This window comes from Roseococcus sp. GW821-FHT12F05 (assembly GCF_058806835.1).
This window is the reverse complement of record NZ_JBXAQB010000020.1, coordinates 1-20601: the sequence shown is the minus strand read 5'-3', so window position 1 is coordinate 20601 and position 20601 is coordinate 1. Positions and strand designations below refer to the sequence as shown.

Here is a 20601-nt window from a genome sequence, read left to right as displayed (position 1 = left end):
TCCCCGTCCTTCTCGTGGACAGAGAGATGGCACCACCCGATCACGCACAGAAGTCAAACAAACCATACGGACTGTGCGTTAGAACTGGACAATCCTGATGCTTCGCGGTCCAACCAAGCGGCCATGAACCTCAATCGCCTGTCCTACTTCGCCGCGGTGGTGAACACCGGTTCCTTCACCCGGGCGGCCGAGCAGCTCGGTATCACCAAGACCGTGGTGAGCCAGCAGGTGGCCCAGCTGGAGCACGAGACCGGAACGACTCTGCTGGTCAGGACCACGCGCCGCGTCCATCCGACCGAGGCGGGCCGTCTTTTCCACGCGCGCTGCATCTTCATCCTCAGGGAGGCGGAGGACGCTTTCGGCGAACTGGCGCAGGGCGCGACGGAGCCGTCCGGAACTTTGCGCATCACCGCACCCAACGACTACGGCGCCGCGACCGTCGTTCCCGTGGCGGCGGCCTTCACCTCCCGCTATCCGGCCTGCCGGGCAGAGTTGACGCTCCATGACAAGACGCTCGACCTTGTCTCGCGCGAGATCGACCTCGCGATCCATGTCGGATGGCTGGATGATTCGAGTCTCCTCGCGCGGCGCATCGGCTCCTTCCGCCAGCTTCTGGTCGGCAGCGCCGCGCTGGCGGAACGGATCGCAGACGTCCGCACTCCGGAGGATCTCGCGAAACTGCCCTTCGTCGCCAACATGGCCCTGAAGGAGCCCTTGCTGTGGAAGTTCTCCCGGGGAGATCTGGACCGGCAGGCGGTGCGCATGCAGGCCTCCCTCGCCGTCGACACGACGCCCGGGGTGCTCGCCGCGGTTCAGAGCGGCGGCGGGCTCTCGGTGCTGCCGGACTTCCTGGTCCGGGCTCTCCTCGCCTCCGGGCATCTGGTCCATGTCCTGCCGGAGTGGCATCTGCCCTGCGGGGGAATCTACGCCGTCTATCCCGCCGCGCGGTTCCGGCCCGCCAAGGTGACCGTTTTCCTGGAGATGCTGGCGAAAGCGGAAAGGCTAGGATCGCGATGGGCCGAGTGATCTTTCCCTTCTACGGGCAGGATTGCACGGTTGGTGGCACGAACTGAGAATGCTGCTGATCATGGGCCTCGGCCCTGCGCCGGCGCTGGATACTGCCCGGACATTGCCTTCCAGAAGGCCTCGGCGGTGGTCGACTGCCGTCGCAGCGGTCGGAACAGCCGGATTTCCACGCCGATCGAAAAGCCGCCAGCGCCGGCGTCGACCAAGCGTCCTGCCGCAAGATCTTCGGCGGCCATGGTCTGCGGCAGCCACGCCATGCCCTGGCCCTGGCGCGCCATGGTCTGCAGAGCGGCCGCGAGCGGCGCGGTGAACACCGGATCGAGCGACAGCGCCTCGCCGCTCGACCGCTGCGTCGCCTCGAGGATGCGGCCGAGGCCCGACGCGCCGCTGTAGGCCAGCAGGCGCACCGGCGCCGCCGGCGTGCCCGGCAAGGCCCATCGGGCCGCGCCCGCGGCGTCGGGGGCCGAGACCGGCACCAGCCGGTCGGTGCCGACCATGAGGCTGCTGAAGGCGTCGGGTGCCAAGCCGGTCCGGACGTCCGCGCGGGTGTGGCAGAGCAGGAAGTCCGCGTCACCCGCCAGCAGGATGCGCTCGCAGGCCGCCATCGTGTCGGAGACCAGGTTCAGCGTGCCCAGCGTCTCCAGCGAGGAAAATGACCGGATCCAGCCGGGGAAGAAGGTGAAGGACAGCGCGTGGGTCGCGGCGATCGTCAGCGCGGCGCCCTCGCGCCCTGCCGCCTTCAGCGCAGCCCGGCGCATCTGCTGCAGGTCGCTCACCAGACCCGCTGCCCGCTCGCGCAAAACCTCGCCGGCGGCGTTCAGCATCACTCCCTGCGACGCGCGCACGACCAGCGGCGTCCCGACCCAATCCTCCAGCGCCCGGATGCGGCGGCTGAAGGCCGGCTGGGTGACGTGCCGCGCCTCCGCCGCCCGGGAGAAGTTCCGGTGCTCCGCCAGCGCGAGGAAATCCTCGAGCCAGTTCAACTCCATGGCTGATGCCGAACGCGCATGACGAACGCAACTCTTGGCATTGGAAGGTCGCTCCGGCACGACGCTACCAAGAAGCTGTGCCGCGGGAAAGCGGCCCCCAGGAAGGGAAGCAGGGCCGAAGCTCAGCTTCCCAAGGGCACAGGAGGTATGCCGAATGCGCATCGTCGATATCCGCGAGGTCACCCAGCCGATCGCGTCCCCGATCCGAAACGCCTACATCGACTTCAGCAAGATGACGACGAGCCTGGTGGCCGTGGTCACCGACGTGGTGCGCGACGGCAAGCCCGTCGTCGGCTACGGCTTCAACTCCAACGGCCGCTATGGCCAGGGCGGCCTGATTCGCGAGCGCTTCCGCAACCGCGTCCTGGAAGCCGACCCGCAGATCCTGCTCGACGATAACAGCGACAACATCGACCCGGCCAAGGTCTGGGCGGCGATGATGACGAACGAGAAACCCGGCGGGCACGGCGAGCGCTCGGTCGCCGTCGGTACGGTCGACATGGCGGTCTGGGACGCGGTCGCGAAGATCGAGGGCAAGCCGCTGTTCCGGCTCCTGGCCGAGCGGCACGGGCGCGAGGCGAACCCCCGCGTCTTCGTCTATGCGGCCGGGGGCTACTACTACCCGGGCAAGGGTAATGAGGCGCTGCGGGCCGAGATGCGCGGCTACCTCGACCGCGGCTACAACGTGGTCAAGATGAAGATTGGTGGCGCCTCGATTGCGGAGGACGCGTCCCGGATCGAGGCGGTGCTGGCCGAGATCGGCAGCCAGGCGCAGCTCGCCGTCGACGCGAACGGCCGCTTCGACCTCGAGACCGGCATCGCCTATGCCAAGATGCTGCGCGACTATCCGCTGTTCTGGTACGAGGAGGTGGGCGACCCGCTGGACTACGCCTTGCAGGCCGCCTTGTCGGAGTTCTACCCTGGCCCGATGGCGACCGGCGAGAACCTCTTCTCGCACCAGGACGCGCGTAACCTGCTGCGCTACGGTGGCATGCGGGCGGACCGCGACTGGCTGCAGTTCGACTGCGCGCTCTCCTACGGGCTGGTCGAGTACCTGCGCACGCTGGAGGTGCTGCGCCAGTTCGGCTGGTCACCGTCGCGCTGCATCCCGCATGGCGGGCACCAGATGTCGCTGATGATCGCGGCCGGGCTCGGGCTCGGTGGCAACGAGAGCTACCCCGACCTCTTCCAGCCCTATGGCGGCTTCCCGGACGGCGTGCGCGTCGAGGACGGGCACGTGGTCATGCCCGACCTGCCGGGCATCGGGTTCGAGGGGAAGTCGGACCTGAGCAAGGTCATGCGCGAACTCGCCGCCTAGGGTAAAAACCCCATCAGGAATGACCGAGATGGGTGGAAACCAGACATCCGGTGCTGTCTCGGCTGCGGTCTGCTGAGCCTGACCTGCACCTCATAGTAAGCCTGAAATTCGCTGCCATCGCGCCGCGAAGTTTTCCACTGAGGCTGGAGCCGAGCCGAGATCAACATCCGCGGTGTGGTCCCACCTCGACGCGGAGAACCGGCCGCCTATCGCATGCAGGATGGTGCCGGAGGTGGTGCAGGCCGCCGACGCCAAGAACGCCACCCCCGGTGCCACCAACTCGGGTAGCAGCTCCGGCGCGCTCCGGCGCAGCACGCGAGTCGCGGCGACCGGCGAGATGGCGTTCACGCGCACGCCCGCTTCGCCCAGCTCCGCCGCCAAGCCAACCATGAGGCCGATCTGGGCCATTTTGGCGGCAGAGTAGGCGACGAGTCCGGGCAGGCAGCTCTCGACGCGCATCGCTCGGCCGGAGGTGGTCAGCACGATCCGCCCGTAGCCGGCGCGACGCATGTGCGGCGCTGCGGCGCGCGCGAGGTGCAGCGGCGCGTCGATACCGACCGCGGCCATGCGGTCCCAGAGTGCGTCGTCAGTCTCCTCCAGGCTCGCGAACACCACTAGGCCCGCGTTGTGGATCAGGGCGTCGAGGCGGCCGAAGCGGTCGAGCGCGCACTGGACCACCCGAGCGCAGGCGGCTGGGTTCGCGATGTTCTCGTGGCAGGCCGCGGCGATGCCGCCGGACGCAGCGATCTCGGCCGCGACACCGTCCGCGACCGCCGGGTCGAAGCCGGTCCCGTCCTGGGCGACGCCTGCGTCGTGGACCACGACGGCGCCGCCGCGCGCAGCGATCAGGCGTGCGTAGGCCGCGCCCAGCCCACGTCCGGCGCCGGTGACGACCACGACCTGCTCATCGAAGCGTATCGGGCTCTGACTGTCAGGGATGTCCGGCATGGGCGCCATATCTGCTGGAGGAACGAACAAGCTAGGGCCATAGCTCGGCGAGGGCGGAAGCCACGACCTGCGGGACGGTTAGCATGGGGTAGTGTCCCCCGGACAGGTCGCGGCACGTCCATCCCTCCGCATCCGCCCGGGCAGCGAGTTCTGCGTAGAAAGCCGATCGCACGGACGAACGCAGGAACGCGCGCGGCAGCTCAGCCGCGGCGCCGGAGCGCCGGTGGACCGGCTCCTCCAGGCTGCGCAACGGGTGCGGCGTGAGCCGTTCCTCGACCCAGGGGCGCACGGCATCGGGCAGATTCCATCCCGCTACCGGGAAAGGCGGCACCCGCCATCCTTCGCCGTCCTGCTCGGCAGACAGCCGCAGCCGCGCCGCCATGTTCGGGCCCAGCACGTCGTTGTTGGACTGCCCGTCCGCAGGCGTGGACGCGTCGAGGTAGACGAGACCGCGCAGGCGGCCTGGCACCCGCTCAGCCGCGGCGGTGATCACGACGCCACCGTAGCTGTGGCCGACGAGCACCGTATCGGCTAGGTCGCGATACTTCAGAAGATTGGCTACGTCGGCGGCGTGCGTGCCTAGACCCACCTCCGGGCCGAGGAGGTGGGCACGCTCGCCGAGGCCCGTCAGCGTTGCGGCGATCACGGCGTGGCCACTGCCGCGGAGCTGCGCGGCCACGCCGCGCCAGCACCAGCCTCCGAGCCACGCTCCGGGGACGAGCACGAACGTCGTCACCGCTGTAAGTCGGACGATGTCCTCCGCTCCCTCATCGTAAGCATCGATTCTGCGCTCCCTGAGCTGGCCTGTTGCTGTCCAGCTCGCCACGCCTATGGCACCGTCTGTCAGACAACTCCTGATGCCCTTTTGGGTCAGCTGAAGCGATCGGCGTAGGTCCGCTGTGGGTCGATATCCGTCGACCCTTCCGAGACATTCAACGCAGTCAGGTCGAGAGCCGAAAGGCAGGCCGTAGGTCTAGCCGCCGGGACGGCTATTGCGAACTTGTCCGTCGCGCGGATCAGCCGATCCAGGATCCCTGGCTCCGTGAAGGCGTGACCTGCCCCTTCGATCAGATGAAACTCCGCGTCGGGCCATACCTTGTGTAGACCGTGTGCATAGCGGACTGGGCACGGCATGTCGTAGCGCCCATGAACAATGACGCCCGGAATACCTTTGAGGCGCCCGGCGTTCGCGAGCAGCTGCCCCTCCTCCAGCCATGCCCCATGCGAGAAATAGTGGTTCTCCAACCTGGCGAATGCCAGCGCGTAGTGGCCGTTGTGGAATGGCGCCGACAACCCGTGATCGGGCAGGAGCGTGATCGTTTCTCCCTCCCAGATCGTCCATGCCTTGGCGGCCTCAAGCTGGACGACCGGGTCATCGCCGACGAGGCGCCTGCGGTAGGCGGCCACCATGTCGTGGCGCTCTTCCTGGGGGATGGGCGCTTGGAAAAGCTCCCACTTGTCGGGAAACATCTCGGAGACGCCGAACTGGTAGTACCAGTCGATTTCCGCCTTCGTGACCGTGTAGACGCCGCGCAGAATCAACTCGCTCACGCGGTCGGGATGGGTCTCCGCATAGGCGAGGCCCAGGGTTGATCCCCACGAGCCGCCGAGGACCAGCCATTTCTCGACCCCGATGCGCTCACGCAGGCGTTCGATGTCGGCAACGAGATGCCAGGTCGTGTTCTCCTCCAGGTCGGCATGCGGTTCGGATCGTCCGCAGCCACGCTGATCGAACAGGAGGACGTCGTACCGCTCAGGGTCGAAGAGACGACGATGGGACGGAGAAATGCCGCCTCCCGGACCGCCGTGCAGAAACACGGCCGGCTTGCCACCTGGCTTGCCGACCCGCTCGTAGTAGATCGTGTGGCCGCCTCCGACATCGAGAGAACCGGTCTCGTAGGGCTCGATAGGCGGATAGAAGGTGCGCAACTCCGGCATTCAGGCTCCCCCAAGGATCGTCAGCCACGCATCCTTCCACTCTGCCTGCCAGCCGAAAAGCGGACTGTAGTAAAGCAACTCAATCCGGCCCTTTCTGATTGGGTTTTCACCCTAGGCTCGGGACTCATTGCTTGATCCAGAAGATGACCGTGGCGGCAATTGCAATGGCATTGAAAAAGGTGGGCGCACCGGTCGAAACGCGCAGCGATACGTCGCCAGTCCTCGATGCCCTCCAACACGATCTCAATGCGGTGGAGGCCGGCATCATGCGGGGTGGGGCACCTTGCGGCTGCGTGTCGAGGGAACGCAGGGCTCGGACCAGGGCAGCCAATACACCAGTGACGGCTTCCAGCGCCTGATGCGCGACCAGGGCATCACCTGCTCGATGAGCAGATCCGGCAACGTGTGGGACAACGCCACGATGGAGAGCTTCTTCTCCTCGCTGAAGACCGAGCGCACCGCCCGCAAAGTCTATCGCTCGCGCGACGCAGCGAGGGTGGATGTGTTCGATTACATCGAGCGGTGAACCGCTCCGGGAATTGCGGAGGCTGTTGGTTTGAGTCACGCGGCCCTGACTGTCGTCTCCAGCGAGGTATAGTAGCGATCTTCGGCCTCGGCGGGCGGGATGTTGCCGATGGGTTCGAGAAGTCGGCGGGTATTGAACCAGTCCACCCATTCGAGGGTAGCGAACTCGACGGCCTCGAAGGGGCGCCATGGCCCTCGTCGGTGGATGACCTCGGCCTTGTAGAGACCGTTGATGGTTTCGGCCAAAGCGTTGTCGTAGCTGTCACCGACGCTTCCAACCGAAGGCTCCAACCCGGCCTGGGCCAGGCGCTCGGTGTATTTGATCGAGACGTATTGGCTGCCCCGGTCGCTGTGATGCACGAGCCCACCGCGATGTAGGGGCCGTCTCTCATGGAGAGCCTGCTCCAGGGCATCCAGAACGAAGCTTGCCTGCGCGGTCCGCGACGCCCTCCAGCCAACGATCCGGCGAGCATAGGCATCGATCACGAAGGCGACGTAGATGAAGCCTTTCCAGGTCGCCACGTCGGTGAAGTCGGAGACCCAAAGCGTGTTCGGGTGCGGAGCCTTGAACTGCCGCCCGACGTGATCCGGTGGGCAAGGCGCTGCCTGGTCACCGATCGTGGTCCGGACAGGCTTGCCGCGGATCACGCCTTGCAGGCCCATGTGGCGCATCAAGCGCGCCACCGTGCAGCGGGCTACATCGTGACCTTCGCGCAGCAGCTGCCGCCAGACCTTGCGCACGCCGTAGACGCGGAAGTTCTCCTCGAAGACGCGCTGGATCTGCGGCATCAGGGCCGCATCGTGTTTTGCACGTGCCGGGAGCTTCGATGGATCGAGCCGCCGGGCGGCATGGGCATGATAGGTCGAGGGGGCGATCGGCAGGACCTTGCAGAGCGGCTCGACCCCGTAGACCCCACGATGATCATCGATGAAGGCGATCATGGCTTGAACCGGCGGTCGAGCTCCGCCTGGGCAAAATACGCAGACGCCTTGCGTAGGATCTCATTGGCCTGCCGAAGCTCCCGGTTCTCCCGTTCGAGGGCCTTGAGCCTGGCGGCCATCTCCGTCGTCGGGCCAGGTCGGCGACCGCTATCGCGCTCCACCTTCTTGACCCAATCGTTCAGCGTCTGGGCGGACGGCCGCGCGTGCGCCGGGATCCTGAACCAGGCCGCGCGCAGCCAAAGCTTCAAGCCGCTCGAGAATCTTCTCGAGCGGCGCCACGACGAGCTGTTCCGTCGGGATGTAATCATAGCCCAGCTCGCGTGCGCGCCAGCGTGCGTCGTTATAGCGGTTGGCGTCTGAGGCAGTGTGGACACTCGCCAGCGCTTTCCACTCCTGCTCCAGCTCTTCGTTCAGCCGGCTCGCGACCCGCATGGCGCGCCGGCCCATGCGGTCGTCCGCAACCCGGATTTGGGTCGAGTGGCGGATGACACCGCGTCGGTCCAGCGCCGCGAACTCCTCCGGCCGCGGCGGACGAAGTGCCAAGTGGAGCATCTTTGGGTGAGGTAGTCGGGCATGGGCGGCATACCGTGTTGGACGAAATGTTGGACATTTTCGCTCAACACGCCGGCCCATTCGCCTGCAAACGCCGGTAAGTCGCGGGAACCGCAGAGGATTTGCGGGTGCGACTGGAGCACAGCGGTGGGAACCGGATTCCAACCTTCGCTGGGTGCGATGAGAGACGTCTCGCAGAGTGGCACAGGCGATCGCATACCTCCCCTTCGCCCCAAACCGCTCGTGTGCACCACCGCCGTGCTATCGGCCCCTGTAGCGTAGTGCCTCGACCAGCAAGGCGAAGGCTGGCGTGGGCTGGCGGCGGCTGGGGTAGTACAGTTGGTACCCCGGAAAGGGCGGGCACCAATCCTCCAGCACCCTAACGAGTTGCCCGGCCTCGAGGTGATGCTGCGCCTGGTCCTCGAAGACGCAGACCAGGCCGAGCCCCGCCAGTGCGGCCTTGATGAGCGGGGGCGAGATGTTGAACACCAGCTGCCCGTCGACCCGCACCCGTACCTCGCGCCCGTCCTTCTCCAACTCCCAAGCGTAGAGCCCGCCAAGGGTCGGCAGGCGCAGGTTGATGCAGCTATGCGCGGCTAGATCCTGCGGTGTCCGTGGCGTGGGATGCCGCGCGAAGTAGGACGGCGCACCCACGACCGCCAGGCGGATGTCCGGCCCGATGCGCACCGCGACCATGTCCTTCGCCACCTGCTCGCCCAGGCGCACGCCCGCATCGTAGCGACCGGCCCCGAGGTCCAACAGGGTATTGTCGACATCGACCTCGACCTTGATGTCCGGATAATTCGGCAGAAGCCGTTGCAGGGCAGGCAGCAGGACGGTATCGGCCGGGTGTTCGCCGGCCGTGATCCGGATGGTGCCGGCCGGCTTCTCGCGCAGGTCGCCGAGTGCGGCGAGCCCGTCCTCGATCTGGTCGAAGGCCGGGCCGAGGGTGCGGAGAAGGCGCTCCCCGGCTTCGGTGGGGGCGACGCTGCGGGTGGTGCGGGTCAGCAGCCGCAGGCCGAGCCGTGCCTCGAGCGCCCGGAGCGACTGGCTCAACGCCGAGGGGGAGACCCCCAGCTGGGCCGCGGCCCGAGTGAAGCTGCGCTCGGTCGCGACCAGCCGGAAGGCTTGGAGATCGTTGAGATCCGTCCTGGGCATTATGAAGTCCTGCTTCAAGGCTCGTGCGGGTTATACCGGCTAATCCCCCGCCACCCCACCCCCTACCTTCCCTCCAGATAGTCCAGGCCTCGTTGTGGCCCGGGCTCCCGGCCATCGAGGGAGGCTGACCATGGAGATCACACGCGCAGGCACACAGCCGTCAGGACGGGGTCCGGGCGACTGGTTCACCGGCATCGTCCGCATCGACCCGCTGTTCAGCCCGCCGGAACCGGCCCGGGCGGCCGGCGCCCTGGTCACCTTCGAGCCGGGCGCGCGCACGGCCTGGCACACCCATCCGCTCGGCCAGACGCTGCTTGTCACGGCCGGCTGCGGTTGGGTGCAGCGCGAGGATGGGCCGATCGAGGTGATCCGCCCCGGCGACGTGGTGTGGTTTCCGCCTGGTGAGCGGCACTGGCACGGTGCCTCCGCCACCACCGCCATGAGCCACATTGCCATTCAGGAAAAGCTCGACGGCTCGCCCGTGGATTGGCTGCAGCATGTCACCGACGCGCAGTACGGCGCCGGCCCGGCCGCCTGACGATCGACGCCCTTCCGAGGAGATTCCCGCATGTTCAAGTCCATGATCGGCGTTGCGCTGATGACCACCCTCACCACCGCGGCCCCTGTCCTGGCGAATGAGCGCGTCCGGATTTCTTCCGAATGGGGCGATGTCACGGGTGAGCTGCTCGACAATGCCGCGACGCGCAGGCTCGTGCAGATGCTGCCGCTGTCGATCTCCATGCGCGACCACCTGCGCCAGGAGAAGACGGGGCGCCTGCCTGAGCCCCTGCCGGCCACCGAACGGCGACAGGACTTTGCGGTCGGGACCCTGGGGCTGTGGAGCTCGGGCGATTTCGTGATCTATTATCGCAGCGGGCGCGTGCCCTCGCCCGGCATCGTCACGCTCGGCCATGTCAACGGCGACGTCTCCATCTTCGATCGGCCGGGCCCGGTCACCATCCGCCTGGAACGCGTTCAGTGAACCGCGTTCTGGCGGCGCATGAAGCAGAGACCGTGACCTCCCGTAGTGCCGTCTCCGGCGCAGTGCTGGCCATGACACTCTGCGCGGGCGCGTTGATCGCCTCGGAATTCCTGCCGGTCAGCCTGCTGACGCCGGTGGCCGCGGATCTGCGCATGACGGAAGGGCAGGCCGGCCAGGCCATCTCCGTCTCCGGCATTTTCGCGGTCGTCACCAGCCTGTTCGTCTCCTTGGTGGTGGGGCGGATCGATCGTCGTGTCGTGCTGCTGGGTTTCACGATGCTGATGATCGCATCGGGCGCAATCGTGACCTTCGCCCCGAACCATGCCGTGCTGATGGCTGGCCGTGCGCTGCTGGGCATCGCCATCGGCGGCTTCTGGTCGATGTCCACCGCGACCGTCATGCGGCTGGTGCTCAACCGTGATGTGCCGAAGGCGCTGGCGATCCTGAACGGCGGCAATGCCCTGGCGGCCACGGTCGCCGCGCCGCTCGGCAGCTTCCTCGGTGCGCAGATCGGATGGCGCGGCACCTTCTTCTGCGTCGTCCCGCTCGCGGCCATCGCCTTTACCTGGCTGCGCGCCACCCTGCCGCCGATGCCGGCCGAGCGGCGTTCAGGCGGCGGCGCGGCTTTCCGGCTGCTGCGCCGCCCCCAGGTCGCGCTGGGGATGCTTGCGATCCTGTTCCTGTTCATGGGGCAGTTCGCGCTGTTCACCTATCTGCGGCCGTTCCTGGAAACCGTGACGCGCGTCGATGTCACGCTGCTGTCGCTCACCCTCCTCATCCTGGGCGTGACCGGCCTGATCGGCACCTATGCGGTCGGCTGGTTCCTGCGGCGCAGCCTGCCCGGCGTGCTCTTCGCCATTCCGCTGGTGATGGCGGCCATCGCGATCGCGTTGTTGACCCTCGGCCATTGGCAGGCGGCCACGGTGGCGCTGATCGGCGCCTGGGGACTGATCAGCACGCCGGCCCCCGTCGGCTGGGGAACCTGGCTGAGCCGGACCTTGCCCGAGGATGCCGAAGCGGGTGGCGGCCTGATGGTCGCGACCATCCAGCTTGGCATCACGCTCGGCGCATCCGTCGGGGGCCTGCTGTTCGACATCGTCGGATACCAAAGCACGTTTGGCGCCGGCGCCGCGATGCTGACGGCCTCTGCCGTTCTCACGCTGCTGAGCTGGCGCTGGGCCACGGCCTCATCCGTCAGGGCCTAGCCCGATGGACCCCTCAATCCCGATTGCGGCGAAAGTCGCGAACCACAAACAAGGAGACACCTCGATGCATGACCCACGCCCCGTCCCGACCCAGCCCCAGCAGCACAGCCCCGATGGCGGGCGCCGCAACCTGCTGAAGCTCGCCAGTGCCAGCACCTTCGCCGCCCTGGCCTTCCGCCACATCTCCTCCGCAAAGGCTCAAGACATGTCCAATGGTGCCGCCAATTTCTACACCAGCGACCGGGTGACCTCGCAGAAGGTCACCTTCAAGAACCAGTACCAGATGAACGTCGCGGGCAATCTGTTCACCCCCCGCGGCCTCGATCGCAATGCGCGGACGCCGGCGATCATCGTGGGGCATCCCATGGGCGCCGTGAAGGAACAGAGCGCCAATCTGTATGCCACGAAGATGGCCGAGCAGGGCTTCGTCGCCATGTCCATCGACCTGCCCTTCTGGGGCGAGAGCGAAGGCCAGGCGCGCAACCTCGTCTCGCCCGATGTCTACGCCGAGGCCTTCAGCGCCGGCGTGGATTTCCTCGGCAGCCAGCCCTTCGTCAACCGCGAACGCATCGGCGCGATCGGTGTCTGCGGCAGCGGCAGCTTCGTCATCAGCGCCGCCAAGATCGACCCGCGCATGCGCGCCATCGCCACGGTCAGCATGTACGACATGGGTGCGGCGAACCGCGATGCGCTCAACCACAGCCAGACGGTCGAGCAGCGCAAGGCCATCATCGCTCAGGCGGCCGAGCAGCGCTACGCGGAGTTCAATGGCGCCGAGGTGCAACTGACAGGCGGCACCGTGCATGAGTTGACGGCGGAGACGCACCCGATCCAGCGCGAATTCTACGATTTCTACCGCACGCCGCGTGGTGAATATACGCCGCCCGGCGCCACGCGCCGCACCACGACGCATCCGACGCTGACCAGCAATGTCAAGTTCATGAACTTCTACCCCTTCAACGACATCGAGACGATCTCGCCGCGGCCGATGCTGTTTATCACCGGCGACCAGGCCCATTCGCGCGAGTTCAGCGAGGACGCCTACCGGCGCGCGGCGGAACCGAAGGAACTGCACTACGTCGCGGGCGCAGGACACGTCGATCTGTACGACCGGGTGAACCTGATCCCGTTCGACAAGCTGGCTGCGTTCTTCAACCGGCACCTCGCCTGAGCCCCATCGGACAGCCCAGAGCGCGCCGCAGGGCGCGACGCCAACAAGGAGAATCAGCATGGACCTTCTCATCAACGGCGTCGCCCGCCAGGTCGACAGCGAAGCCGACACGCCCCTGCTCTGGGTGCTTCGCGACGAGCTGGGCCTGACCGGCACGAAGTATGGCTGTGGCGCGGCCCAGTGCGGCGCCTGCACTGTGCTGGTCGACGGCCAGGCGACGCGGTCCTGCGTCACGCCCATCGATGCCGTCGCCGGCCAGCACATCACGACCATCGAGGCCATCGAGGCGGATGCGGTCGGCCAGAAGGTCGTGGCCGCCTGGGTCGCGAACCAGGTGCCGCAATGCGGCTACTGCCAGTCGGGCCAGGTGATGGCGGCGACCGCGTTGCTGACCCAAACCCCGCAGCCCAGCACGGAGGACATCGCGGCCGCGATGACCAATCTCTGCCGTTGCGGCACCTACAACGCGATCTCTGCCGCCGTGCGGCAGGCCGCCCAGGGCTGAGGGAAAGACCATGGACGGCATCATGAACGCGCCCACCCGTCTTCCGCAGGATCGGCCGGCCAATCTCTCCCGCCGCGGCGTGCTTGGCGCCTCGCTTGGCGCGCTTGTGCTCGGCGTGGCGCTGCCGCGCAGTGCGCCCCGCGCCCAAGGCGCCACGGCGCCCGCCATCACGCCCGGAACCCGCGTGCCGGCCTTCCTGGAAATTCGCCCCGGCGGCGGCGTGCTGCTGCGCAGCCCCTTCGTCGAAGGCGGGCAGGGTGTCACCACCGCCTTCGCGCAGATCGTCGGCGAGGAACTCGACGTCGAGCCCACCGCCTTCACGGTCGAATGCGCCCCGCCCGGCGCGGACTACCTGATGGTGAACGGCGGGCGCTTCACCGGCGGCAGCTTCTCGGTCCGGTCGAGCTACGCCGCGATGCGGCGCCTGGGCGCCACCGCACGGCACATGCTGCTGCAAGCGGCGGCTGCGCGCCTCGGCGTGCCGCTGGATAGCCTCTCGACCGAACCCGGTCGCGTCATCCATGCCGCATCGGGGCGCAGCCTGGCCTATGGCGAAGTCGCCGCCGACGCCGCCGCCCTGCCTGCGCCCGATGGCGTCCCGCTGCGGGCGGAAAGCGCATTCCGTTGGATCGGCAAGCCCGTCGGGCGGCTGGACATGCGCGCCAAATCCACCGGCAAGGCCGTCTATGCCATCGACCTGACGGTCGAGGACATGTTGCAGGCGGCCGTGCAGCACGCCCCACGCCTTGGCATGGAACCAGGCGCGCTCGCCAATGAGGCGGAGGTGCGCGCCATGCCCGGCGTGCACTCCATCCATCGCCTGCCCGGCGCCGTCGCCGTGCTGGCCGATCGCTGGTGGCGCGCCCGCCGCGCGGTCGAGACGCTGCAGGTGACTTGGACAGAGCCGGCACCCGACGCGCGCCATGTCATGCCTGCGGATTTCTCCTCGGCCGGGCGGCGCGTCGCGCTGGCCGCCGCACCCGGCCCCGGTACGGCCGCCGAAACGCATGGCGATGCCGCGACGGCTCTGAGCGGTGCGGCGCGGGTGGTCGAGGCGACCTATGACGCGCCCTATCTCGCGCATGGACAGCTCGAGCCGCCCTCGGCGATCGCGCGCTGGAATGCGGATGGCATGCTCGATCTTTGGCTGCCGAACCAGGCGCCGGAGATGTTCCAGCGCGTCGCCGCGACAGTCGGCGGGATCGAGCCGGAGAAGGTGCGGATCCATTCGCCGATACTCGGCGGGTTCTTCGGCCGCCATTTCCTGTACGACAGCGCCAACCCCTTTCCGCAGGCCATTCTGCTGGCCAAGGCGGTGGGCCGGCCGGTCAAGCTGATCTGGAGCCGGGAGGAGGAGTTCCTGCGCGACGCGCTGCGCCCGATGGCGCTCGCGCGCTTCCGCGCCGGGCTCGATGCGCAGGGCCTGCCCGTCGCGTTGCAGGCCGAGGCCGTGAGCGAGGGTCCGGTCGGGCGCTGGTTCGGGCGCCAGTCGGACAAGGCCGATCCTTCGGCGGTGGAGGGCATCGCCGGCAAGCGCTACGCCATCCCGAATCGCAGCGTCGCGCATGTGCTGCAAATCGACCCCGCGCTGATCGGCTTCTGGCGCTCGGTCGGGCATTCGATGAACGACTTCTTCTACGAGACGTTTTTCGACGAGATCGCCGATGCGGGGGGCCAGGATCCCTATGCATTGCGGCTGCGCCTGCTGGCCGAGAGCCCACGTCACCGCGCGCTGCTGGAGGCGGTGGGGGAACTCTCGGATGGCTGGCGGCGCGGCCCGTTTACGACCGCCGATGGCACCAGGCGTGCCCGCGGTGTCGCCATGGCCTCGCCCTTCGGCAGCGAGGTGGCGACCATCGCGGAGGTCTCGATCCGCGATGGCGAAGTGCTGGTGCACGATGTCTGGGTGGCGATCGACCCGGGCAGCATCGTCAACCCGGCCATCATCGAGGCGCAGGTGCAATCGGCTGTCGCACTTGGCCTGTCCTCGGCATTGCTGGAGGAGGTGGTGTACGAGGACGGTACGCCGCAGGCACGCAACTTCGATGGCTATCGCATCCTGCCACCGGATCGGATGCCGCGCGTGCATGTCCGCATCGTCGAGAGCGGTGCGCCGATGGGCGGCATCGGCGAACCCGGTCTGCCTGGCGTACCGCCGGCCGTGGTCAACGCCGTCGCGGCCCTCACCGGGCAGCGCATCCGTAGCCTTCCCCTGTCCAAAACCCGGTTTGGAGCCGTGTGAATGAAGACGATGTTCTTCATCGGCGCCGCCCTCGTTGCCCTGACGCTGCCGCATGCCGCGGCAGCGCAGGATGCCGCGCGGGGCCGCGCCGTGTTTCAGCGTCAGTGTGCCGCCTGCCACCAGGTCGCTCAGCCCCGCAATGGCGTCGGTCCGACCCTCCAGGGCGTCATGCAGCGTGCCGCCGGTGCGGTCGAGGGTTTCAACTACTCGCCGGCCATGCGGTCGGCGGGGATCACCTGGAACGCCGAAACGCTCGACAGCTATCTGTCCAATCCGGCTGCGATGGTGCGCGGCACACGCATGGTGAACCGGGTGCCGTCCGAACAGGATCGACGCGACATCATCGCCTTCCTGGCCACGCCGTGACGTGCGGACCGTTCATGGATGTGCTGGCGGTATGACCGTTGGCGCCGGCGGACACTGCGCCGCGGCAACAGCATGACGCAGGCGCCGCATGAGGTTGGATCGTCCGGACCGCGGTCGATCCGCCCGCCAAGAGCGCCGGCTGCCCGAACAGGCCCGACGCGCCTTGGCCGCGTCCGGAAGCCGATCGACCAATCCTCCACCTGCCTGTCAGAAAGGATGAACAGATGAAGCGCTTTGCCTTTGCCGTCATGTCCTGTGCACTTCTTGGCGCATCGCTCGCCCAGGCTCAGGGGGCGCCGCAGGCTGGCTCCCTGCAAGCGGTATCGCCCGCGCTGGAGCGCTACGAGCAGCAGACCGTCTTCGGCAATCTCTGGCGCCGCCCTGATCTGTCTCCGCGGGACCGCAGCATCGTCACGCTTGCGGCGTTGATCACCCGCAACCAGGCGACGGAATTGCCGCGCTACCTCGGTCTCGCGCTCGACAGCGGCGTGACGCCGGGTGAGGTCTCCGAGCTGATCACCCATCTCGCCTTCTATGCCGGTTGGGGCAATGCGATGGGGGCCATCCCGGCGGTGCGGCAGATCTTCGCTGCGCGCGGCATTGGGACAGACCGACTGCCCGCGGCGCAGCCTGACCTGTTGCCGTTGGATCAGGCGAGCGAGGCGCGGCGCGCGAATCTGGTCGCCCAGACGGTGCGGCCCACCGCGCCGGGCCTCGACCAGTTCACGACGGAGACGCTGTTTCGCGACCTGTGGCTGCGCCCCGATTTGGCGCCGCGCGATCGCAGCCTGGTGACGGTCAGCGCCCTGATCACCGCCGGCCAGTCGGCCCAACTTCCGTTCCACCTGAACCGGGCGATGGATCATGGCCTGACCCGCGCGCAGGCGTCGGAGGTCGTGGCGCATCTCGCCTTCTACGCCGGCTGGCCCAACGCCTTCTCGGCCGTGCCGGTCTTGAAGACTGTCCTCGATGGCCGCCCGAGCTGACCCATTAGATCAAAGGAACATCGTGATGACGCGAATTGGCATGCTTGGCCTGACCATGTCCCTGCTTCTCGCCCAGGGCGCGCATGCAAACAGCACCGCGCCTGCCCAGGCGGCGAGGCCGGCCGCGGTGACTCCGAGCGAGCAGGGCGATCTTCGGATTGCACGGGCCGGTGCGCAGCCTTCGAGGAGAGGCCCCGCCGAGTATTTCACCGGCTCGGTTCGCATCGACATGCTGTTCCAGGCCACGGCGCCGTCGCGCATGGCCGGCCAGACTGACCAGGACTTCGCTCGCGCTGGACTGGTTGCGCACCATGATTTGGCGCGAGTGTTGCTGCGCACTGGGCATGTCGAGGAAGCTGCGGAGACCCTGCGTCCAATCTTCCTCGAGTTGGAACAGTCGATCGAGCGTTCAATCGGCTCTGCACCTGCCGATGGCGTCATATTCGCGATGTTCGGCCGGATTACCAACCTTCTCGCGGATGCAGAGCTACTCCTGTCGAACAGGTCGCGGGCCGCCGATATCTTGGCGTCGCTCGAACGAAGGCTAGCCCCAGATGGGGCGGAAATCTCCGCGCTGAGTGACCACCGGCTCGAGGCTCTTATCCAGTATTACGCCGCGGCGCAGGCACTGCAGCCTTACGATCATACAACGGAGTATCGGCGGGAACTGCGCTTCCGGCTATCGCTGGCCACCGAGGAGTGGGCGCGGCGGCATCCGGATGATGCCGAGGCGCAGACTTGGCACGCGACATCGGCGAGCCGGCTTGCGTTCACCTTTCGATCGCTCGGGAATCTCCAGCTCGCACGTGACCTCGCGCGCATTAGCAGGCGGCATGCGCAAAACGCGAGGACACTAGCCCCTAGGAGCCTATTGGTGGAATCTGCTCTCCTCTGGGCTGAGTACACGGAAGCAACAATGAACTGGGACGGGCGCCCGGTCCCCGAGAATATTCTGAACCGCGCCGATCAGTGGCGGCTCACTACCTTCGGCCGCATCCTACCACTGCTCGACGTCGAGCCAGAGGCGGCGAGCCTCGTTTCGCCGGTGGTCTTGGCCTACCATTTGTTCGGTCGTCTCGCCCACACGCGCGGACAACATCGCCGGGCGATCGACGACATCATGCGCGCCTCCGAACGGATCCTGCGCTACCGCCAGACTGCCCGTAGGCCGGCCCCAATGGGCGAGGAGTTGATGGAGCTCAGTGCGAACGTCTCATACACGCTCAGCCGGATGCGCTCCCCGGCCTTTGCCGAGAACCTACGCACAATCGTGCCGACGTTCCTGACGGACTGGTGCATCAACTATCCGGTGCAGCTCGGGACCGAGGCGAGGGATCTGCACAGCATCCGCGAGGGACGCGTCTTCGCCTTGGCGCTGCTTGGCTGTGCAGTGCGGCTCGGCGGCCCAGCAGAGGAGGGTTTGGCGGAGCTCGGCCTGATCGTCGGCGCACCCGAGGATATCAGGCGGGATTTTGCCGCGTTGCTGCCGCAGGCCCTTGCGCAGCTCGCGCCGATCATCGAGCGCATTCCCGAGGACCGGCTGCGCGAACTGCATCAGGCCAGCCTCTCCCAAGGCGTGCCGTTTCCTGAGCTCGCGCTGGGAGCCGATCAGCCGGTCCGCATCTTATTCGATTTCGGTCGCTCTGAGCTGACAGAACGGGCCCGGCAGGTAATAGCCGACCTCGTCGAAGCGAGCCAACGGACGCGACCTGCCCGGATCGAGGTCATCGCCCATCTCGACGTTGCCGAGGTACAGCCTCAGTCGCGTCGCGATGGTGGCGTCTCGCCGACGGAACTAGCGCTGCGCCGTGCACGCGTCGTTGCGGCCGAGTTCGAGCGACGGGGCATTCCCCACGCGTCCCTCGACGTCGGCTCGCGTGGCGCGGACAGTCCGGTGGTGGTAAGCGCCACGCGCGACGGAACCAGCGCGTTGACATCCGGCTGCGATAGCATTGGCCACGATATCGTTGTGCTGGCAGATATGCCTTCGCAACGTCTCGGTGGCTGACATCTACGGCACCTTCGCTTCGTCACCTGCAACGCCAGCGGCCCCGCGAGGGATCCACCGACAACGCGCTGACCTTGCGCGCCTTGACCAACATGCTGTTGTTCGACCACATATAGCAGCCGAGCACGAAGGCGATGCTACTGGTGTTGAGCGAGGCATCGGCGAAGTCGCCCCGCCGAGCGCAAGTCACGGTCACGTCGATGTTCGCGGTCGCACCAGCGGCGAGGCTCAGCAGGTCCCAACTGGTTTCCAGGGCCAGGCTGCGCGCCTCGATCGGTACCGAAGGGCACCATAGAGCATCGCGGGCGCCGCTTCTGGCAGTCCATAGAGCCGCAGCGCCTCGAGCTCGATCCGGCCGTCGAAGCCGAGGATGCTGATCTGAGCATAAGCGACGCCTCGGCCAAGCGCACCGTCATGCGGCGGTTCGGCGTGCCGCTGCTCCAGGAGCAAATCATGGCGATCAGATAGCAATATTGTGATCGCATGCATTGCTTGGCTTCTGCGGTTGTCCGAGCGAATGGTCAGGCACGCGCAGGATTTGGCGCGGCCTCGCCAGGTTTCGGCTCGCGGGGCTCGGGCTGGTAGTACCCGGCTCATCGGGTGCCGACCGGAGCCCAGCCATGACGAAGCTTTCCGATACCCAGGCCATTATCCTCAGCGAGGCCAGCCGCCATCCGGCGCTGCTGGCGAGCGCGCCTAAGCCGCCCTCCGCGGCACGCCAAGCGGTCTTCCGAAGCATGCTGAAGAACCTGTTGCTCGAAGAGGTGCCGGCGGCGGCAGAGCACCGCGACCTCGCGTGGCGGCAGGACGATGACGGCGCGCCGATCACGCTGCGCATCACGAGCGACGGCCTTCGCGCCATCGGCATCGAGGCCACGGAGCCGAGCGAGATCGGCACTGAGCCCCGCGAGCTGACCGAGGCGGAAGAGGCTGGCGAGCTCAAGTTGCAGCAGGAGGCGCTGGACGCCGAGAACGAGGCCGAGCTGGCCGTGGCAGGACAGGGCGACCAGCAGGCTACTGCGGCGCCCACTACGAGCCGTCAGGGCCTGCGAGGTCCCGCGGCGGCGGTGGTGGCGGCTTGGGAAGCGCAGGACGGTTTGGAGGCAGCCCTGACGGCCCTGAAGGCGTCGCTGGGCCGGCGGATGCCCGCTCGCGCCCAGGACGCCCTGCGCAAGCCACGCGAGGGCACGAAGCAGGCGGCGGTGCTCGACCTGCTCCGGCGTGAGGAGGGCGCGACCATCGCCCAGGTGATGGAGGCCACGGGCTGGGCGCAGCACACGGTCCGCGGCTTCTTTGCTGGCCTCAAGAAGAAGGGCCACACGGTCGAGGTGCTGGAGCGCGTGAAGCAGGTCGGCTCGGGCAAGCAGGGCGCCAAGGGCAGCTATAGCATCTATCGCGTCACTAGCCCGGTCGCCGCCGGCTGATGCGGGCGGTAGGAACACGCTACGCGGTCGGGCTCTATCGGGTCTCGACTGCGGAGCAGGGGCAGAGCGGGCTGGGTCTGGAGGCCCAGCAGGCGAGCGTGCGCGCCTTCGTGGCGAGCCAGGGCTGGACGCTGGTGTCGGAGCATATCGACATCGCCAGCGGCAAGGACGACCGGCGGCCCGGCTTCCAGGCGGCGCTGCTGAAGAGCCGGCAGCTAGGCGCAGTGCTGGTGGCGGCGCGCCTCGACCGCATCACGCGCCGGGCGCACACGCTGTCGCAGTTGTTGGAGGACGGCGTTTCGATCCGGGCCGCGGA

The 20601-nt window shown here is 67.5% G+C and carries 20 protein-coding genes, 2 pseudogenes and 1 other annotated feature; of the genes and pseudogenes, 14 read left to right on the top strand and 8 right to left on the bottom strand.

Annotation, left to right across the window (positions count from 1 at the left end; all coding sequences use genetic code 11):
• Positions 1-123: 123 nt before the first annotated feature.
• The gene (locus AC1ROY_RS30805) at positions 124-1026 is read left to right on the top strand and encodes a LysR family transcriptional regulator (RefSeq protein ID WP_493152771.1); all 903 of its coding nucleotides are present in this window, start codon (positions 124-126) and stop codon (positions 1024-1026) included.
• 59 nt (positions 1027-1085) lie between these two features.
• Here the strand turns inward: AC1ROY_RS30805 and AC1ROY_RS30800 are convergent, their stop codons facing one another.
• Positions 1086-2015, bottom strand: coding sequence for a LysR family transcriptional regulator (locus AC1ROY_RS30800; RefSeq protein ID WP_493152770.1), 930 nt, complete (start codon positions 2013-2015; stop codon positions 1086-1088).
• Between the two features lie 154 nt (positions 2016-2169).
• On the opposite strand from AC1ROY_RS30800, the gene AC1ROY_RS30795 reads away from it, so the two are divergent.
• Positions 2170-3333 carry a mandelate racemase/muconate lactonizing enzyme family protein gene (locus tag AC1ROY_RS30795; RefSeq protein ID WP_493152769.1) on the top strand — a complete coding sequence of 388 codons (1164 nt, stop codon included), beginning with the start codon at positions 2170-2172 and terminating at the stop codon, positions 3331-3333.
• A gap of 90 nt (positions 3334-3423) precedes the next feature.
• Here the strand turns inward: AC1ROY_RS30795 and AC1ROY_RS30790 are convergent, their stop codons facing one another.
• The 4 genes and pseudogenes from AC1ROY_RS30790 to AC1ROY_RS30775 all read right to left on the bottom strand — a co-directional run.
• Entirely contained in the window at positions 3424-4281 is an 858-nt protein-coding gene (locus AC1ROY_RS30790) for an SDR family NAD(P)-dependent oxidoreductase (protein WP_493152768.1), read from the bottom strand.
• A gap of 31 nt (positions 4282-4312) precedes the next feature.
• Complete coding sequence (locus AC1ROY_RS30785) at positions 4313-5107, bottom strand: alpha/beta hydrolase (protein WP_493152767.1); 795 nt, start codon at positions 5105-5107, stop codon at positions 4313-4315.
• A 44-nt stretch (positions 5108-5151) separates the two neighbouring features.
• Positions 5152-6219, bottom strand: a complete 1068-nt coding sequence (pip, locus tag AC1ROY_RS30780) for a prolyl aminopeptidase (protein WP_493152766.1) — start codon at positions 6217-6219, stop codon at positions 5152-5154.
• A gap of 124 nt (positions 6220-6343) precedes the next feature.
• Positions 6344-6473: pseudogene (locus AC1ROY_RS30775) on the bottom strand (IS5/IS1182 family transposase); the annotation flags it as partial.
• 59 nt (positions 6474-6532) lie between these two features.
• Here AC1ROY_RS30775 and AC1ROY_RS30770 point away from each other — a divergent pair.
• Positions 6533-6745, top strand: a pseudogene (locus tag AC1ROY_RS30770) (integrase core domain-containing protein); the annotation flags it as partial.
• Between the two features lie 35 nt (positions 6746-6780).
• On the opposite strand, the gene AC1ROY_RS30765 reads toward AC1ROY_RS30770, so the two are convergent.
• From AC1ROY_RS30765 to AC1ROY_RS30755, 3 genes are all read right to left on the bottom strand, one after another.
• Positions 6781-7934, bottom strand: a protein-coding gene (locus AC1ROY_RS30765) for an IS3 family transposase (protein WP_493152765.1) whose coding sequence is annotated in 2 segments (ribosomal slippage) — positions 6781-7721 and positions 7721-7934 — 1155 coding nt in all. Because the reading frame shifts where the segments join, the coding sequence is not laid out codon by codon here.
• Positions 7612-7728 (bottom strand) — a sequence feature (AL1L pseudoknot). Its footprint overlaps the gene before it by 117 nt.
• Positions 7834-8229, bottom strand: a complete 396-nt coding sequence (locus AC1ROY_RS30760; RefSeq protein WP_493152764.1) for a hypothetical protein — start codon at positions 8227-8229, stop codon at positions 7834-7836. Before AC1ROY_RS30760 ends, AC1ROY_RS30765 begins: the two co-directional genes overlap by 101 nt.
• Positions 8230-8499: 270 nt before the next feature.
• A complete protein-coding gene (locus tag AC1ROY_RS30755; RefSeq protein WP_493152763.1) occupies positions 8500-9396 on the bottom strand; it encodes a LysR family transcriptional regulator in 897 nt (298 codons plus the stop codon).
• A gap of 130 nt (positions 9397-9526) precedes the next feature.
• On the opposite strand from AC1ROY_RS30755, the gene AC1ROY_RS30750 reads away from it, so the two are divergent.
• The 11 genes from AC1ROY_RS30750 to AC1ROY_RS30700 all read left to right on the top strand — a co-directional run.
• Entirely contained in the window at positions 9527-9934 is a 408-nt protein-coding gene (locus tag AC1ROY_RS30750) for a (R)-mandelonitrile lyase (protein WP_493152762.1), read from the top strand.
• A 30-nt stretch (positions 9935-9964) separates the two neighbouring features.
• The gene (locus AC1ROY_RS30745) at positions 9965-10378 is read left to right on the top strand and encodes a cyclophilin-like fold protein (RefSeq protein WP_493152761.1); all 414 of its coding nucleotides are present in this window, start codon (positions 9965-9967) and stop codon (positions 10376-10378) included.
• Positions 10375-11583: an MFS transporter gene (locus AC1ROY_RS30740; protein ID WP_493152760.1), complete on the top strand. Its 1209-nt coding sequence runs from the start codon at positions 10375-10377 to the stop codon at positions 11581-11583. Before AC1ROY_RS30745 ends, AC1ROY_RS30740 begins: the two co-directional genes overlap by 4 nt.
• A gap of 4 nt (positions 11584-11587) precedes the next feature.
• Positions 11588-12754, top strand: coding sequence for an alpha/beta hydrolase (locus AC1ROY_RS30735; protein ID WP_493152759.1), 1167 nt, complete (start codon positions 11588-11590; stop codon positions 12752-12754).
• A gap of 58 nt (positions 12755-12812) precedes the next feature.
• Positions 12813-13259 carry a (2Fe-2S)-binding protein gene (locus AC1ROY_RS30730; protein ID WP_493152758.1) on the top strand — a complete coding sequence of 149 codons (447 nt, stop codon included), beginning with the start codon at positions 12813-12815 and terminating at the stop codon, positions 13257-13259.
• A 10-nt stretch (positions 13260-13269) separates the two neighbouring features.
• A complete protein-coding gene (locus tag AC1ROY_RS30725) occupies positions 13270-15501 on the top strand; it encodes a xanthine dehydrogenase family protein molybdopterin-binding subunit (protein WP_493152757.1) in 2232 nt (743 codons plus the stop codon).
• Positions 15502-15867, top strand: a complete 366-nt coding sequence (locus tag AC1ROY_RS30720; RefSeq protein WP_493152756.1) for a c-type cytochrome — start codon at positions 15502-15504, stop codon at positions 15865-15867.
• Positions 15868-16091: 224 nt separating this feature from the next.
• Complete coding sequence (locus tag AC1ROY_RS30715) at positions 16092-16853, top strand: carboxymuconolactone decarboxylase family protein (protein WP_493152755.1); 762 nt, start codon at positions 16092-16094, stop codon at positions 16851-16853.
• A gap of 25 nt (positions 16854-16878) precedes the next feature.
• The gene (locus tag AC1ROY_RS30710) at positions 16879-18861 is read left to right on the top strand and encodes an OmpA family protein (RefSeq protein ID WP_493152754.1); all 1983 of its coding nucleotides are present in this window, start codon (positions 16879-16881) and stop codon (positions 18859-18861) included.
• Between the two features lie 620 nt (positions 18862-19481).
• Positions 19482-20285: a DUF3489 domain-containing protein gene (locus tag AC1ROY_RS30705; RefSeq protein WP_493152753.1), complete on the top strand. Its 804-nt coding sequence runs from the start codon at positions 19482-19484 to the stop codon at positions 20283-20285.
• A partial coding sequence (locus AC1ROY_RS30700) for a recombinase family protein (protein WP_493152752.1) occupies positions 20285-20601 on the top strand: 317 nt, incomplete at its 3' end. The genes AC1ROY_RS30705 and AC1ROY_RS30700, both read left to right, overlap by 1 nt.